Source organism: Micromonospora parva (genome assembly GCF_040649675.1).
In the GTDB taxonomy this organism is placed as follows: domain Bacteria; phylum Actinomycetota; class Actinomycetes; order Mycobacteriales; family Micromonosporaceae; genus Micromonospora; species Micromonospora parva.
Genome location: NZ_JBEZFX010000002.1, coordinates 367,595 through 381,411 on the forward strand (window position 1 = coordinate 367,595; position 13,817 = coordinate 381,411).

At 74.0% G+C, this 13,817-nt stretch carries 15 protein-coding genes; 9 read left to right on the forward strand and 6 right to left on the reverse strand.

The annotated features are described in order from the left end of the window. Positions 1–38 precede the first annotated feature (38 nt). The 3 genes from lnt to AB0C03_RS06890 all read left to right on the forward strand — a co-directional run bounded on the left by lnt (position 39) and on the right by AB0C03_RS06890 (position 3,206). Positions 39–1,775 (forward strand): apolipoprotein N-acyltransferase, encoded by a 1,737-nt coding sequence (gene lnt / locus AB0C03_RS06880; protein WP_357635518.1) that lies wholly within the window; start codon positions 39–41, stop codon positions 1,773–1,775. A 34-nt stretch (positions 1,776–1,809) separates the two neighbouring features. Further along, positions 1,810–2,619: a polyprenol monophosphomannose synthase gene (locus tag AB0C03_RS06885; RefSeq protein ID WP_081883635.1), complete on the forward strand. Its 810-nt coding sequence runs from the start codon at positions 1,810–1,812 to the stop codon at positions 2,617–2,619. Positions 2,620–2,687: 68 nt separating this feature from the next. Further along, positions 2,688–3,206, forward strand: a complete 519-nt coding sequence (locus tag AB0C03_RS06890; protein WP_030327607.1) for an FxsA family protein — start codon at positions 2,688–2,690, stop codon at positions 3,204–3,206. Positions 3,207–3,275: 69 nt separating this feature from the next. On the opposite strand, the gene AB0C03_RS06895 is transcribed toward AB0C03_RS06890, so the two are convergent. The 3 genes from AB0C03_RS06895 to AB0C03_RS06905 form a co-directional block, all read right to left on the reverse strand. After that, entirely contained in the window at positions 3,276–3,617 is a 342-nt protein-coding gene (locus tag AB0C03_RS06895; RefSeq protein ID WP_030327608.1) for an RNA polymerase-binding protein RbpA, read from the reverse strand. Between the two features lie 231 nt (positions 3,618–3,848). Next, positions 3,849–5,003 (reverse strand): coiled-coil domain-containing protein, encoded by a 1,155-nt coding sequence (locus tag AB0C03_RS06900; RefSeq protein ID WP_030327609.1) that lies wholly within the window; start codon positions 5,001–5,003, stop codon positions 3,849–3,851. Between the two features lie 26 nt (positions 5,004–5,029). Then, positions 5,030–6,391, reverse strand: a complete 1,362-nt coding sequence (locus AB0C03_RS06905; RefSeq protein WP_210866121.1) for an MFS transporter — start codon at positions 6,389–6,391, stop codon at positions 5,030–5,032. A gap of 56 nt (positions 6,392–6,447) precedes the next feature. On the opposite strand from AB0C03_RS06905, the gene AB0C03_RS06910 reads away from it, so the two are divergent. From AB0C03_RS06910 to AB0C03_RS06925, 4 genes are all read left to right on the forward strand, one after another. Then, on the forward strand, positions 6,448–7,095 hold the full coding sequence (locus tag AB0C03_RS06910) for a TetR/AcrR family transcriptional regulator (protein ID WP_030327611.1): 648 nt from the start codon (positions 6,448–6,450) through the stop codon (positions 7,093–7,095). A 58-nt stretch (positions 7,096–7,153) separates the two neighbouring features. Then, positions 7,154–8,494 carry a flavin-containing monooxygenase gene (locus tag AB0C03_RS06915; RefSeq protein ID WP_030327612.1) on the forward strand — a complete coding sequence of 447 codons (1,341 nt, stop codon included), beginning with the start codon at positions 7,154–7,156 and terminating at the stop codon, positions 8,492–8,494. Beyond that, positions 8,491–9,345 carry an SDR family NAD(P)-dependent oxidoreductase gene (locus tag AB0C03_RS06920; RefSeq protein ID WP_357635093.1) on the forward strand — a complete coding sequence of 285 codons (855 nt, stop codon included), beginning with the start codon at positions 8,491–8,493 and terminating at the stop codon, positions 9,343–9,345. The genes AB0C03_RS06915 and AB0C03_RS06920 overlap by 4 nt, the downstream gene beginning before the upstream one ends. 104 nt (positions 9,346–9,449) lie before the next feature. Then, positions 9,450–10,457, forward strand: coding sequence for an RNA polymerase subunit sigma-70 (locus AB0C03_RS06925; protein WP_357635096.1), 1,008 nt, complete (start codon positions 9,450–9,452; stop codon positions 10,455–10,457). A gap of 54 nt (positions 10,458–10,511) precedes the next feature. On the opposite strand, the gene AB0C03_RS06930 is transcribed toward AB0C03_RS06925, so the two are convergent. Continuing rightward, a complete protein-coding gene (locus AB0C03_RS06930; RefSeq protein WP_357635099.1) occupies positions 10,512–11,075 on the reverse strand; it encodes a dihydrofolate reductase family protein in 564 nt (187 codons plus the stop codon). Between the two features lie 123 nt (positions 11,076–11,198). Beyond that, positions 11,199–11,849, reverse strand: coding sequence for a LysE family translocator (locus tag AB0C03_RS06935; protein ID WP_210860579.1), 651 nt, complete (start codon positions 11,847–11,849; stop codon positions 11,199–11,201). A 229-nt stretch (positions 11,850–12,078) separates the two neighbouring features. Here AB0C03_RS06935 and AB0C03_RS06940 point away from each other — a divergent pair, with 229 nt between their 5' ends. Beyond that, positions 12,079–12,561 carry a DnaJ family domain-containing protein gene (locus AB0C03_RS06940; protein WP_210860577.1) on the forward strand — a complete coding sequence of 161 codons (483 nt, stop codon included), beginning with the start codon at positions 12,079–12,081 and terminating at the stop codon, positions 12,559–12,561. Between the two features lie 32 nt (positions 12,562–12,593). Then, entirely contained in the window at positions 12,594–13,136 is a 543-nt protein-coding gene (locus AB0C03_RS06945) for a GNAT family N-acetyltransferase (protein ID WP_357635103.1), read from the forward strand. Between the two features lie 3 nt (positions 13,137–13,139). Here the strand turns inward: AB0C03_RS06945 and AB0C03_RS06950 are convergent, their stop codons facing one another. Beyond that, the gene (locus AB0C03_RS06950; RefSeq protein ID WP_030327621.1) at positions 13,140–13,715 is read right to left on the reverse strand and encodes a maleylpyruvate isomerase N-terminal domain-containing protein; all 576 of its coding nucleotides are present in this window, start codon (positions 13,713–13,715) and stop codon (positions 13,140–13,142) included. Positions 13,716–13,817 lie beyond the last annotated feature (102 nt).

A 13,817-nucleotide genomic window follows, 5' to 3' on the forward strand; every position in this document is an offset into this window, starting at 1 on the left:
AGCCTTCGCCGGGTGATCGAGGTGAAGCTGCGGTGACGATGCTGGACCAGGATGAAACCCGCACCCCCCGGGTGACCGGCGCGCCGGTCGTCGCGGGTCGGCCGCTGCCGCTGCGGGTCGCTGTGCCCCTGGCCGTGGCCGCCGGGCTGGCCCTGCTGGTGGCATTCCCCCCGTACGGGGTGTGGCCGCTCGCGCCCGTCGGGGTGGCGTTGCTGGCCGCCGCCGCGCACCGGCGGCGGTTGCGCGCCGGCGCCGGCCTGGGCTTCCTGACCGGGGTGGCGTTGTTCGCCCCGCTGCTGGCCTGGACGAACCTGCACACCGGTTACCTGCCGTGGGTGCTGCTGTCGCTGCTGCAGGCCGGCTACCTGGCGCTGCTGGGCGCCGCTACCGCCTGGGTGTCGCCGCTGGCCGACCGGGGCCGCTGGGCGTGGCCGGCGCTGACCGGGCTGCTCTGGGTGGGCCAGGAGGCGCTGCGCGACCGCACCCCGTTCGGCGGGTTCCCCTGGGGGCGGCTCGCGTTCAGCCAGGACGAGTCGCCGCTGCTGCGCCTGGCCGCGCTGGGCGGCGCGCCGGTGGTCACCTTCGCCGTCGCCCTCGTCGGCGGTCTGCTGGTCACCGCCGGCTGGCGCACCGTCAGCACCCTTCGCCGCACCACCCCCAACGGCACCGGCCCGAGCACCCACACGGCCGACACCGCGGACACCGCGGACACCGACAGCCACCAGCTCGACGGCCCCGCCGACACCAACCCCACCACCACCGCGCCGTCCGGCGGCGGTTCGGCGCGGCGGTGGACGCCGGTCGTCGTCCCCGCGGTCGTGGCCGTCGCGCTGACCGCCGGTGCCCTGCTCGTGCCGGTCGCCTCCGCCGGGTCCGGCGCCACCGTCACCGTGGCGATCGTGCAGGGCAACGTGCCGCGGCTGGGCCTGGACTTCAACGCCCAACGGCAGGCGGTGCTCAACAACCACGTCGACGCCACCATCGAGCTTGCCGGGCAGGTCGCCGCCGGGCAGCAGCCGCACCCCGACGTGGTGGTGTGGCCGGAGAACTCCAGCGACATCGACCCGCTGCGCAACCCCACCGCCGGTGCCCGGATCTCCCAGGCCGCCGACACCATCGGCGCGCCGATCCTGGTCGGCGCGGTGCTACTGGGCCCCGACGTCGGGCAGGTCCGCAACGCCGGCATCCTGTGGCGCCCCGGCACCGGCGCCGACATGGAGCAGCTGTACACCAAACGCCACCCGGTGCCGTTCGCCGAGTACGTGCCGCTGCGCGACGTGGCCCGGATGGTCAGCAAGCAGGTCGACCTGATCCGCAACGACTTCGTGCCCGGAAGCACCCCGGGCGTGGTACGCGCCGGCCCCGCCGTGCTCGGTGACGTGATCTGCTTCGAGGTCGCCTACGACGAGGTGGTCCGGGACACCGTCACCGGCGGCGCGCAACTGCTGGTGGTGCAGACCAACAACGCCACGTTCAACGTGGCGGAGGCCCGCCAGCAGCTGGCCATGGTGCGGTTGCGGGCGGTGGAGCACGGCCGGCCGGCGTTGATGGCCTCCACTGTCGGTGTGTCCGGGTTCGTCGCACCCGACGGGCGGGTAAGCGATGCCACCGGGTTCAACACCCGGGAGGTCGTGGTGCGGCAGGTGCGCCTCGACGACGGACGCACCCTCGCCACCCGCCTCGGTTGGTGGCCGGAGGTGACGCTCGCCGCGCTGGCCGCGGCGGCCCTGGTCGGCGCGGCGGTGCTGCGCCGACGGCGGGTCATGCCCGGATAGCAACAGCCGGTACGCCGGCGGGAGCGGAGGAACCGTGATCCAGGCGACCGATACGATCCGACGCCCGGACGAGGTGCCCGGGGTGGGCCGGGTGCTGGTGGTGATCCCCACCTACAACGAGGCCGACAACATCGCCGCGATCGTGGGCCGGGTCCGGCGCGCCGCCCCGGCGGTGCAGGTCCTCATCGCCGACGACAACAGCCCCGACGGCACCGGCGCGATCGCCGACGCCCTCGCCGACGGTGACGCGCACGTGCAGGTGCTGCACCGCCAGGGCAAGCAGGGCCTCGGCGCGGCGTACCTGGCCGGGTTCGGGTGGGCGCGCGAGCGCGGCTACCAGGCGGTCGTGGAGATGGACGCCGACGGCTCGCACGCCCCGGAGGACCTGCCGGCGTTGCTGGACGCCGCCCGCGACGCGGACGTGGTGATCGGCTCCCGGTGGACCAGCGGCGCGCGGGTGCTCAACTGGCCGCTGCGGCGGCTGCTGCTGTCGCGCTGCGGCAACCTGTACGCGCGGCTGGCGCTGGGCATGCCCGTCTCGGACGCCACCGGTGGCTACCGGGTGTACCGGACCAGCGCGTTGGACGCGATCGACCTGGAGTCGGTGACCTCGCAGGGCTACTCGTTCCAGGTGGAGCTGTCGCGGCTGGCGCACCGGGCCGGGGTGCGGATCGTGGAGGTGCCGATCACGTTCGCCGAGCGGGAACGCGGCGACAGCAAGATGAGCCCGAAGATCGTGGCGGAGGCGCTGTGGCGGATCACCGCCTGGGGGGTGCGGGACCGACGCCAGTCGGTACGCCGCGGCCTGCACGGCACCGCCACCGGTCAGGCCCGGTGGCCGTGAGCGCGGTCGTGTCATGCTGGATGAGCGGACCACGTCCGTGGTGTCCGTAGGAATGGCGATGAGGTGAGATGCGCCGAGGACTGAGGTTCGTACCGTTGGCCCTGTTGCTGGCGGTGGTGCTGGAGCTGGCGGTGTTCGTCGGCGTGGGACGGGCGCTGGGGTTCGGCGCGGCGGTGTTGCTGGTGTTCGCCGCGTCCCTGCTGGGTCTGGTGCTGCTGCGCCGCGAGGGGATGCGCGCCTGGCGGGGGTTCCGTTCCGCAGCGGCGGCCGGGCAGCCCCCCGGCGGGCAGGTGACCGACGGCCTGGTGGGGTTGGCGGGCGCGTTGTTGCTGGCGGTGCCCGGCCTGGTCAGCGGGCTGGTCGGGGTGTTGCTGCTGGTGCCGCCGGTGCGTCGGCTGGCCCGCGCCGGGGTGCGCCGCGCCACCGAGCGGCGGGTGTCGTCGATGGTCGCCGGTGACCTGTTCGGGCCGCGCACGGTGCGGGTGCGCCAGGGTGCGCCGCAACCGACCCCGCAACCGGAACAGCCGGTGGTGGTCGACGGCGGTCGGGCCATCGAGGGTGAGATCGTCGAGCCCGGTCGGCACTGACACCGCCCATCAGACACGGCGACGCCCCCGGGGTTTCCCCGGGGGCGTCGCCGTTGTGTGTCGTGCGGCTCAGGCGCGGCCGCGGCGGGTCCGAACCTCCTGCAGGCGCTCCTCCAGGATGTCCTCCAGCTCGGCGATCGAGCGCCGCTCCAGAAGCATGTCCCAGTGGGTACGCGGCGGCTTGGCCTTCTTCTGCTCCGGCTCGCTGCCGTCGACGAGTCGGGCGACGCTGCCGTCGAACTTGCATTCCCAGGTCGTCGGGACCTCGGCGTCGACGGCGAACGGCACCTCGAACTGGTGGCCCTTGGCGCAGAGGTACTCGCGGGTCTGACGCGGCGCGAGCTCCGTGTTGCGGTCGGATTCATAGCTCACCGCGCCAAGGCGGCTTCCGCGCAGCATACGCTCGCCCATGATCGACTTCCCCTCGTTCGTGGTGCTGGTCTTCTGGGTGTAACGGTGCGTCCCCGCCGCGCCATTCCCGCCCGAGGGCGTGAGGCGTCCACGGGTGGGCCGGGACCAAGGGTAGCCGGCCGGGACGGTCACCCGGTGAGGTGATCCCCAGGCGAGTCGCGACAAGGGTGCGTGTGCGCGGCCACCGGGGAGGTTAACCGCGCAAGCTTACCGAAGGTTGCGCCACGATGCTCAAGTCGTGTCGCCGGGAGTGCCGGCGCCGAGACGGGCCAACGCCAACGCCAGGTCGCTGACCTGGTCGCCGAGCTGCGCCACCCGCCGCTGGGCAAGATCCCGGTCGGCCTCGGCGGCGTCGAGCCGTACCGTCAGGGCGGTGCGGTGTCCCTCGGCGGTCGCCGCGGCCTGCCGGGCCACGCTCAGCTCGGCGGTGAGCGTGTCGCGGTGGGCGGCCACGGCGGTCAGCTCCGCGCGCAGGCGCGCGGCCAGCTCCGCGGCCTCCTGCCGGGCCTCGTCGGCCTGCCGGGCGGCGACCTCGGCGCGGTCGCGGGCCCGGTCGGCCTGCTCACGCGCCCGGGCCGCGTCGGCGGCCTCCGCCCGGGTACGCGCCGCGTCGGCGCGGGACTGCTCGATCTGACGCCGGACGTCCTGCACCTCGGCCTGCCACCGCCCGGCCCGCTCGGTCGCGTCGGCGGCGGCCCGGGTGGCCCGCTCAGCCTCGGCGCGCACCGCGTCGCGTTCCACGACGAGATCGGCGACCCGCTGCCGCTCGGCGTCGCGTTGCGCGCGCAGGTCCCGCACCTCCGCGCGGGCCTGGTCGCGGTCGCGTTCGGCCTGCACACGCAGCGCCTCGGCGGCGCTGGCCGCGTGGCGCGCCTGGTCCCGGGCGTCCTCGGCGTGTTGTGCCCGTTCGTCGGCGGCGGTGGCCTGCCGGTGCGCCAGCTCGGCGCGCTGACGGGCGGCGTCGGCGTCGGCGCGGGCGTCGCGGGCCTGCTCGCGGGCGCGCGTCGCGTCGGCCGCCGCGGCCTCGGCGTCGTCGCGGGCCTCGTCACGTTCGGCCTGCGCCGCCGCGATCTCGGTGGCGGCCTCCGCGCGGGCCTGGGCGAGCTGCCGCTGCACACCCACCGGGGACAACTCGGCGTGCAGCGACTCGGTCAACGTCTCGACGATCTGGTCGAGCCGGTCCACCGCCTCCCAGGTGCGGGCCACCTGCCCCGGCAGGCCGGGGGCGTTGCGGTGCCGCATCCGGCTGTTGCGGGAGGCGCGCTGGCAGGCGCCGTCGTTGTCGCGGCAGTAGCGAAACGGTCGGCCCGCGCCGACGCGCTGCGGCACCGGCGCTCCACAGTGGGCGCAGGGACGGGTCTCGGTGGTGGCGGGCTGGGCGTCCATCGAGGGCGAAGTCTAGTGCCGGCCGGTCAGGTCGTCGTCCGGGCCGTCGCGTCCAGGGTGTAGCGGCGTTGCAGCAGCAGCGCCGCGAGCATGGCCACCGCCGGCAGCAACCCGAAGCCGTAGCGGACCGCCGCGAGCGCGGCGTCCGGCTGCACCGGTGACTCACCGGCCGTCGAGGCCACGAAACCACCCACGGCCAGGCACAACGCGTACGCGTACGGGCCCAGCGCCGCGCCGGTGGCCTCGGTTGCCGTCCACACCCCGGTGTAGGTGCCGGCCCCGGTGCCGCCGGTGTCGGAGCTGGCGGCGCGGATCACGTCGGGCAGCATCGAGAACGGCAACAGTTGCATGCCGGCGAACGCCACCCCGAGCACCGCCACCGCGGCGATCAGCACCGGCAGGCCGGCCGGTCGGCCCACCGCCAGCACCAGCGAGCCGACGGCGAACGCGCCCTGCGCGCCGAGCAGCGCCCGCTGCTTGCCGACGCGTCGCGCCACCACCAGCCAGAGCGGGGTGACCAGCAGCGCCGGCGCCACGAACGCGGCCACCAGCACCGTGGTCAGGCCGGGCGCGCGCAGCTCGTACTCGGCGTAGTAGGGCACGCCGGCGAGCACCAGGTGGGTGGTGGTGGACATCGCCAGGTACGCGGCGACCAGCCACCGGAACTGCGCATCGCGCAGCGCGACGCGCAGCGCCCGCCACCCGCCGTGCCCGGCCGGGGTCCGATCCGCCGCGGAGCCGCGCAGCCGGGCGATGCCGGCGACACCGACCAGCATGGCCACCAGCATCCCCACCGCGAGGATCACGCCCATGCGTTGGTAGCCGCCCCGGGTCGCGGCGTCGCCGCCGGTGAGCAGGGGGGCCAGCAGCCCGGAGACCAGGATGCCCAGGGTCAGCACGACCATCCGGAAGGCCATCAGCCGGGTGCGTTCGTGGTAGCCGATCCGCAGGTCGGCGGGGGTGGCCAGGTAGGGGACCTGGTAGGCGGCGAAGAGCAGGTTGCCGGCGATGAAGAACACCGCCACCCACGCGGCGGCCGGTGCTCCGGTCAGGCCGCCGGGCACGGCGAAGAGCGCGGCGAACGCGACCGGCAGGGCGCAGCCGAGCAGCAGCAGGCGACGCCGGTCGCCGCGGCGGGTCTGTTCCACGTCGGCGCGGTGCCCCACCCACGGGTGCAGCAGCACGTCGGCGATCTTCGGCAGCAGCAGCGTCAGGCCGGCCAGCCACGGGCCGACGGCCAGCACGTCGGTGAGGAAGTACAGCAGCAGCAGGCCGGGCACCGTCACCCAGACACCCATGCCGAGGGAGCCGGCGGCGAAGCCCGCCAGTGGGCCGCGGGGCAGTGTCGCGTCGGTGGCGGCCGCCGGCCGCCGGTCCAGCCCGGTCATCGCCGCATCCTCTCCGCAATCCAACGGTTGCTGGATTCTAGGGGCAGAATGGCGTCATGACCATGCCCCGCCGCCGCCCGGGTCGGCCCCGCCGCGACGAGACCCGGCCGACCCGCGAGGTGGTGCTCACCGCGGCGACGGCGCTCTTCGCCGAGCGGGGTTTCGACGCCGTCGGGTTGCGGGAGGTCGCCGCCGCCGCCGGGGTCGACGTCGCCACCGTCGCGCACCACACGGGTACGAAGGCGGCCCTCTACGACGCGTGCTTCGCCCGGGTGTTCGCCGCCGAGCAGGAGGTGCTGACCGCGGCCGCCGAGCAGGCCCGCGCGGCTGTCGACGCCGGTCCGGACGCGGCGCGGCGGGCCCTGCACGAACTGGTCGACGTCTTCGTCGACTTCCTGGAGGACCGCCCCGAGACGACCGCGCTGTGGCTGCGGCGCTGGTTGGAGCCACAGCGGCACGGCGAGCTCGACAAGCGTTACTCCGAGCCGTTGTACCGGCTGGTCGGGCAGCTGCTCACCGCCGCCGCGGCGGCGGGCGCCCTGGATGAGCCGACTCCCCACATCACCGTGCGGAGCCTGGTGTGGGCCACCCACGGGCACGTAGTGGCGTTGGCCGCTGGCGCGCCCGGCGCCCGGGAACGGCGCGAGTTCCGGACGTTCGTGCACCGGATGCTCGACGGGCTGTACGGACCACCGGCCCCTTGACGGGCCGCCGTCGCCCGACGATTATCCATCGGACGTTGGATTTATTGGGGGCGGGACGATGGGCGCAGCACAGCGGGTGGCGGTGATCGGCGCCGGTGCCGCCGGGCTCGCCGCGGTCAAGGCACTACGTGACGCCGACGTGCCGACGGTCGGCTTCGAGGCCGCCGAGCAGGTCGGCGGCCTCTGGGTGTACGGGGCACCCGACTCACCCGCGTACCGCACGCTGCACCTCAACACCAGCCGCGGTCGTACCCAGTTCGCCGACCACCCGATGCCCACCGACTGGCCGGACTACCCCGACCACCGGCGCGTCGCCGGATACCTCGCCGACTACGCCGCGCGTTTCGGGCTGGCCGACACCATCCGGCTTCGGCACACCGTCGAGCGAGTCACCCGCAACCCCACCGGCACCTGGACGGTGGCCGCCACCGGCCCGACCGGCCCGGTCGAGGTCACCGTCGACGCCGTTGTCGTCGCCAACGGGCACAACCGGGTGCCCCGGCTGCCGGATCCCGGCTACCCCGGCGCCTGCACCGCCGAGCAGATGCACAGCCACGACTACCGGGGCCCGGAGCAGCTGGCCGGCAGGCGGGTCCTGGTCGTCGGCGGCGGGAACTCCGCGATGGACATCGCCGTGGACGCGTCGTACGCGGCGGCCCGCACCCTGCTGTCGCTGCGCCGGGGCGTCTGGGTGGTGCCGAAGTACCTGCTGGGTCGCCCCTCGGACACCCTCAACGGGGCGTTGGCCCGCCGACTGCCGTGGCGGCTACGTCAACGCGTCAGCCAGACGATGCTGAGCGCCACCGTCGGCAATCCGGCCCGCTACGGGCTGCCCGCGCCGACGCACGGCTTCCTCCAGGACCACCCGACGCTCTCCGACGGGTTGCTGTCGCGGCTGACCCACGGCGACGTCGAGGCCCGCCCCGGCGTCGCCGCCCTCGACGGCGACCGGGTGGAGTTCACCGACGGCCGCAGCGACACCGTCGACCTGATCATCTGGTGCACCGGCTACCGGGTAGACGTGCCGTTCCTCGACCCGGCGCTGCTCGCCGGCGGCGCCGACACCCTGCCGTTGTACCGGCACGTGTTCCACCCCGACGCCCCCGGACTGAGCTTCGTCGGGTTGATGCAGTCCACCGGTTCCGCGTTCCCGCTGGTCGAGGCGCAGGCCAAGCTGATCGCGGCGCACCTCGCCGGCCGGTACGCGCTGCCGGACCCGGACCGGCAGCGCGCGGTGTGCCGGGCCGAACTACGGGCCGCTACCGCCCGGTGGGGTCAGCGCCGCCCGGCGATGCGGGTGGACTTCGATGTCTACCTGGCCGAGCTGGCCCGGGAGCTGACCGCCGGGGCCCGCCGCGCCCGCTCCGGCGCGCCGTCCTCGGTGCGGGCACCCCGGTGAGCGGCCGGTCGCTGGCCGGCCGGCGGGTGCTGGTCACCGGGGCGAGCGGAACGTTCGGCCGCCACCTCGGCGCGGCGCTGAGCGCGGCCGACGCCCGGGTGGTGGGGCTCGACCTGCACGCCCGCCCCGACGACGACGTGCCGGTGCTCGGCTGCGACCTGACCGACCCGGACGCCGTACCGGCGGCGGTGCGGGCCGCCGTCGACCGGCTCGGCGGGCTCGACCTGCTGATCAACAACGCCGGGGTCGGTGGTCCCGCGCCGGCCGAGTTGCCCCCCGACGAGGTGGTCCGCCGGCAACTGGAGGTCAACCTGCTGGCTGCCTGGCGCACCACCGCCGCCGCGCTGCCCGCACTGCTCACCACCCGCGGACGGGTGATCTTCGTGGCCAGCCGGATGGCGGTGCTGCCGCTGCCGCTCGCCGCCGCGTACGGGGTGAGCAAACGGGCACTGGTCGCCTACGCCGACGCGCTGCGCCACGAGGTGGGCACCCACGTCGGGGTGAGCGTCGTCTACCCGAGCATGGTCGCCTCACCGATTCACGACAGCACCGCCGAGGCCGGGCTGTCCCTGCGGGGGGTGTCCCGCCCCGAGCCCGTCGAAGGGGTGGTCGCGGCGATCCTGCGGACCGCCACCGCCCGGCGGGCGCCCCGGGACGTGGCGACCACCGCCCGTGGCCGGCTGGAGATGGCCGTCGGCCGGCACGCGCCCGCGCTGGCCGACCGGCTGGTGCGTCGTACCCTCGCCGCCCGGCTCGCCGCCGGTGACCTGGACGCCGCGCCGCTGGCCGCCGGGATGGTCGACCGGCACCGCGGGGCCGCACGGAGGACGCCGGAAACCGGCGACAGGTAGCCGAGGCGGGCAGCGGTTCGCGCGTGACAGTGCCGGCGCGATCAGAAATGATCCACCAGGTCGTCAGCTCTGTTGGCCACTCGCACCGCTGGAAGGATGCTGACATGACCGACGCCACCCGGTTGGACGCCGACGAGACCGATCTTCTCGCGGCGGTCCGCGCGGGAGATGCCGCGCGGTTCGCGCTCCTGACCGAGCGCCACCGGCGTGAGCTGCAGGTGCACTGCTACCGGATGCTCGCGAACTACGAGGACGCCCAGGACATGACGCAGGAGACGTTCCTGCGCGCGTGGCACAAGCGGGAGTCCTTCAGGGGCCACGCGGCCCTGCGGACCTGGCTGTACCGGATCGCGACGAACGCCTGCCTCGACTTCCTGAAGAAGCCCACCAACCGCACACCCGTGGCGTCCGCGCTGCCGGACGCCGACTCCGAGGTGATGTACCTGCAGCCGTACCCCGACCAGATGCTCCCCGAGGACCCGCAGGAATCGGTGGTGGCGCGGGAGACGATCGAGCTGGCGTTCATCGTCGCCGTGCAGCACCTACCACCGCGCCAGCGGGCGGTGTTCATCCTGCGCGACGTCCTCGGCTGGCCGGCGTCGACGGCCGCCGACGCCCTGGAGCTGACCGTCGCATCGGTGACCAGCGCCCTGCAGCGGGCCCGCGTGACGATGCGCGAGCAGCTGCCCGACCGCCGCCTCGACTGGCGCAGCCCCGCCACCCACGAGCTGTCGAGCGACGAGCGCGGCGCGGTGAGGTCGTACATCCGCGCGCATGAGCGCAACGACCTCGACGGGCTGATGTCCCTGCTGCGCGACGACCTGCGCTTCGCGATGCTGCCCGACCCGGGCACCGTGACCACGACGGCCGGGGACGCGGTGGACGGCTGGGTCTCCGGTGGGCTCTTCCAGCGCGGCCACGACGACTGGCGCGGTGTCACCACGACGGTCAACCGCATGCCTGCCGCCGCGCTCTACCTCCGCGCCCCCGACGACTCGCAGTACCGGCTGTTCGCCATCGCCGTCCTGCACATCGTCGACGGGAAGATCGCCGAGCTCACCGGCTTCGACGCCACCGACAAGCCGTGGCTGGACCTGGCACCGACACTGTGATCACACAGGTCCCCACCGTCGACAAGTCCAGCCACGGGCCGGGCAGGTGGCCGTCTATCGCCTCGTCTCGTACCGGGCCAGCGCCACGCCGCCCGGGAACGTCCGCGTCTCCACCAGGTTCAGGTTCATCCAGCTGTCCAGTGCGGTGAAGAACGGCTTGCCGCCGCCCAGCAGCACCGGGTGGGTCACGATCTCGTACTCGTCGACCAACCCGGCCCGCATCACCGCGCCGGCGAGGGTTACGCCACCCACCCTCATCGGCCCGCCGTCCTCGGCCTTGAGCCGGGTGATCTCGGCGACCGCGTCACCGGTGACCAGCCGGGTGTTCCAGTCGACCTTGTCGATCGTCGAGGAGAACACCACCTTCGGCGTGTCCCGCCAGTTCCGCGCGAACTCGACCTGGTCCGGGGTGGCCCCCGGCTGCTGGTCGCCGGTCGGCCAGTAGGAACTCATGGTCTCCCACAGCTTTCGCCCGTACAGGAACAGCGCAATCGCCCGCTCCCGGTCGAGCCACCACTGAAACAGCTCGTCGTTCGGCGCGCTCCAGCCGAGGTCGTCGCCCGGCGCGGCGACATAACCGTCCACTGACACGTTCATACCGAAGATCAATTTTCGCATCGTGTCCGCCTCTCGTCAGTCGATCTCACCCGTACAGACGAGCGCGACGCGGAAACCTCATCGGCGCGCCGTCCGGGCGAGCGGCGCAGGACGGCCACCCGACCGGGGCGGTGGGCGGCCGGGTCAGGGCGTGGCCACGGCCGCGCGCGAGCGGTCCGCGGCGATGCGGATCGCCAGCGCGGCCAGGGCGGTGCCGGTCACCCAGCGCTGCACCCGTAGCCACACCGGCCGGCGGGCGAAGAACCCCGCGAGGGCGCCGGCGCTGAGCACGATCAGCGCGTTCACGCTCAACGCCACGGCGATCTGGGTCAGACCGAGCAGCAGGCTCTGCGTGGCGAGGTGCCCCCGGGTCGGGTCGATGAACTGGGGCAGCAGCGACACGTACAGGATGGCGATCTTCGGGTTGAGCAGGTTGGTGACCAGGCCCATGGTGAACAGCCGCCGGGGCGGGTCCGGTGGCAGCGGTGCGGGGGCGAACGGTGACCCGCCGCCCGGACGCAGCGTCCGCCAGGCCAGCCAGAGCAGGTAGCCGGCGCCGGCGAGCTTCACCACCGCGTACAGCGTCGGCACCAGGACGAAGACGGTGGCCAGGCCGGCGACCGCCGCCGCCAGGTAGACGCCGAATCCGGCGGCCACCCCGAGCAGCGAGACCAGCCCGGCCCGGCGGCCCTGCGCCACCGAGCGGGACACCAGGTAGACCATGTTCGGGCCGGGGGTGAGCACCAGCCCCAACGCCACCAGCGCGATACCCAGCAGTGCGCCCGCACCGACCACGACGATTCCCCCGTTCGGTAGACCCCACACTGACCGTAATCGGGACGAACATCCCGACCCAGAGCCACCTGGCGAGCCGTGGCCTGCGATCCGGGGTGATCCACTCGCGTTTGCCGGCGCCCCGCGGCCACGGCGGGAATGCCCACCGTCACGGGGGCGCTGATCAGTGGCACACGCGTGCCGCCAACCGGAAGCGGCGCGTTACGGTGGCCAGGGGAGGTGCCGCAGGGTGACCGAGGCGTGGGAAGCGTCCGTCGAGGCGAAGATCCAGGATGCCATTCAGCGCGGCGAGTTCGACGACCTGCCCGGCACGGGCAAGCCGATCCCCGGTCGGGGGGCGCCGTACGACGAGGCCTGGTGGATCAAGAGCTTCCTGGAGCGCGAGGCACTCCCCAGTGACCTGCTGCTGCCCACGTCGCTGCAACTGCGCCGCCGTATCGAGCAGGTCCCCGACGAGGTCCGTGACCTGCCCACCGAGCAGTCCGTCCGGGACTTCGTCGGGCAGCTGAACGTGCAGATCGTGGCGTGGCTGCGCTTCCCCGACGACGGGCCCCGGATCGCGGTGCGCCCGGTCAACACCGAGGACGTCATCCGCCGTTGGCGCGCCGAACGGGCCCGCCCCGAGGTCACCGTCACCGTCACCGAAGCGGTGACCGCCGTGAGACCGTCGCGCCGGGGCTGGTGGCAGCGGTGGCGCCGCCGTCGGGGCTGACCCCACGGCCACGGACACGGCAGAATGTGCCGATGCTCATCGGATCATCACCGGCACCCGGCCCACCCTCGACGCCGGGTGTCACCCTGCGTCAGTGGTGCGCCGACGACCTCGATGACCTGGTGGACGCGTACCGGGACCCGGTCCTGCGGCACTGGACCAGTCATCCGGTGACCAACGCCGCCGAGGCCCGGCGGTGGTTGGAGGGCACCCTGCGCGACCGGGCCGACGGCCGCCGGTACACCTTCGCCGTCGTCGAAGAGCAGGGCGACGGCGCGCGGCTGGTCGGCAACGTGGTGCTCAAGGGGGTCACCCCGCAGCGCCCGGCGCCGGAGGTGGGCTACTGGACGGCGTCGTGGGCACGCGGTCGTGGGGTCGCGCCCCGCGCGGTGACCGCGCTGAGTCGCTGGGCGTTCGACCGGTTCCCCGAGGTGACGCGTCTCGACCTGCTGCACCAGGTGGACAACGTGGCGTCCTGCCGGGTGGCGCAGAAGTGCGGCTTCGTGTTCCAGGAGGTGCTGCCGGCCCGGCCGCCCTTCCCGCTCGACGGTCACCGGCACGCCCTGCACGCCTAGCCGTCAGTCCACCCTGGCCCGCCAGACCCAGGAGGTGCGCCGGGTCCGGCCGGGCAACTCACCCCGGCCGGTCATCCACAGCAGCACCTCGGGTGCCGCACCGGCCGGGGCGTCCGGGAAGAGTCGCCGCAGCACCAGCGCGCTCAGTCGCTGCGGTGGCTGCCACGGCACACCGAGGCCGAGGGTGATGTCGTGGGTGTGCAGCACGGTCTCGGCCACGCCCATGGCGGCGAAACCGGCCGGGTCGCACGGGCCCCAATGCCAGGCCCGCGTGTCCCGGCCCGCGGCGTCGACGGCGGTGGCGAGCAGACCGGCGCAGGCTCGCACCACGGTGAGCACCTGCGTCGGGCTCGCGTCGGGGGAGACCCGCAGGTCGTACGGCAGATAGCCATCATCCGGGCGGCCGGCGACCTGGCCCGCGTACCCGATGAGGTCGTGCGCGACGTGCGCCGCGGTGGTCCAGCAGCTCCAGCTCAGCGAGCCGGCCGGCACCGACCAGTCGCGTTCGCGGTGTGGCTCCAGCACCCGGGTCATCTCCTCGGCCGCCTCGTGCAGGTCGGCACCGGTCACCACTGACACTCAGCAACCCCCTGGGACGCACCACGTGTGGGAATCCCGTCATGGGCACCACGGATCGAAGCATGCAAGAATCCATCCTCGCATGCGGGGGAGGCGAGCAGA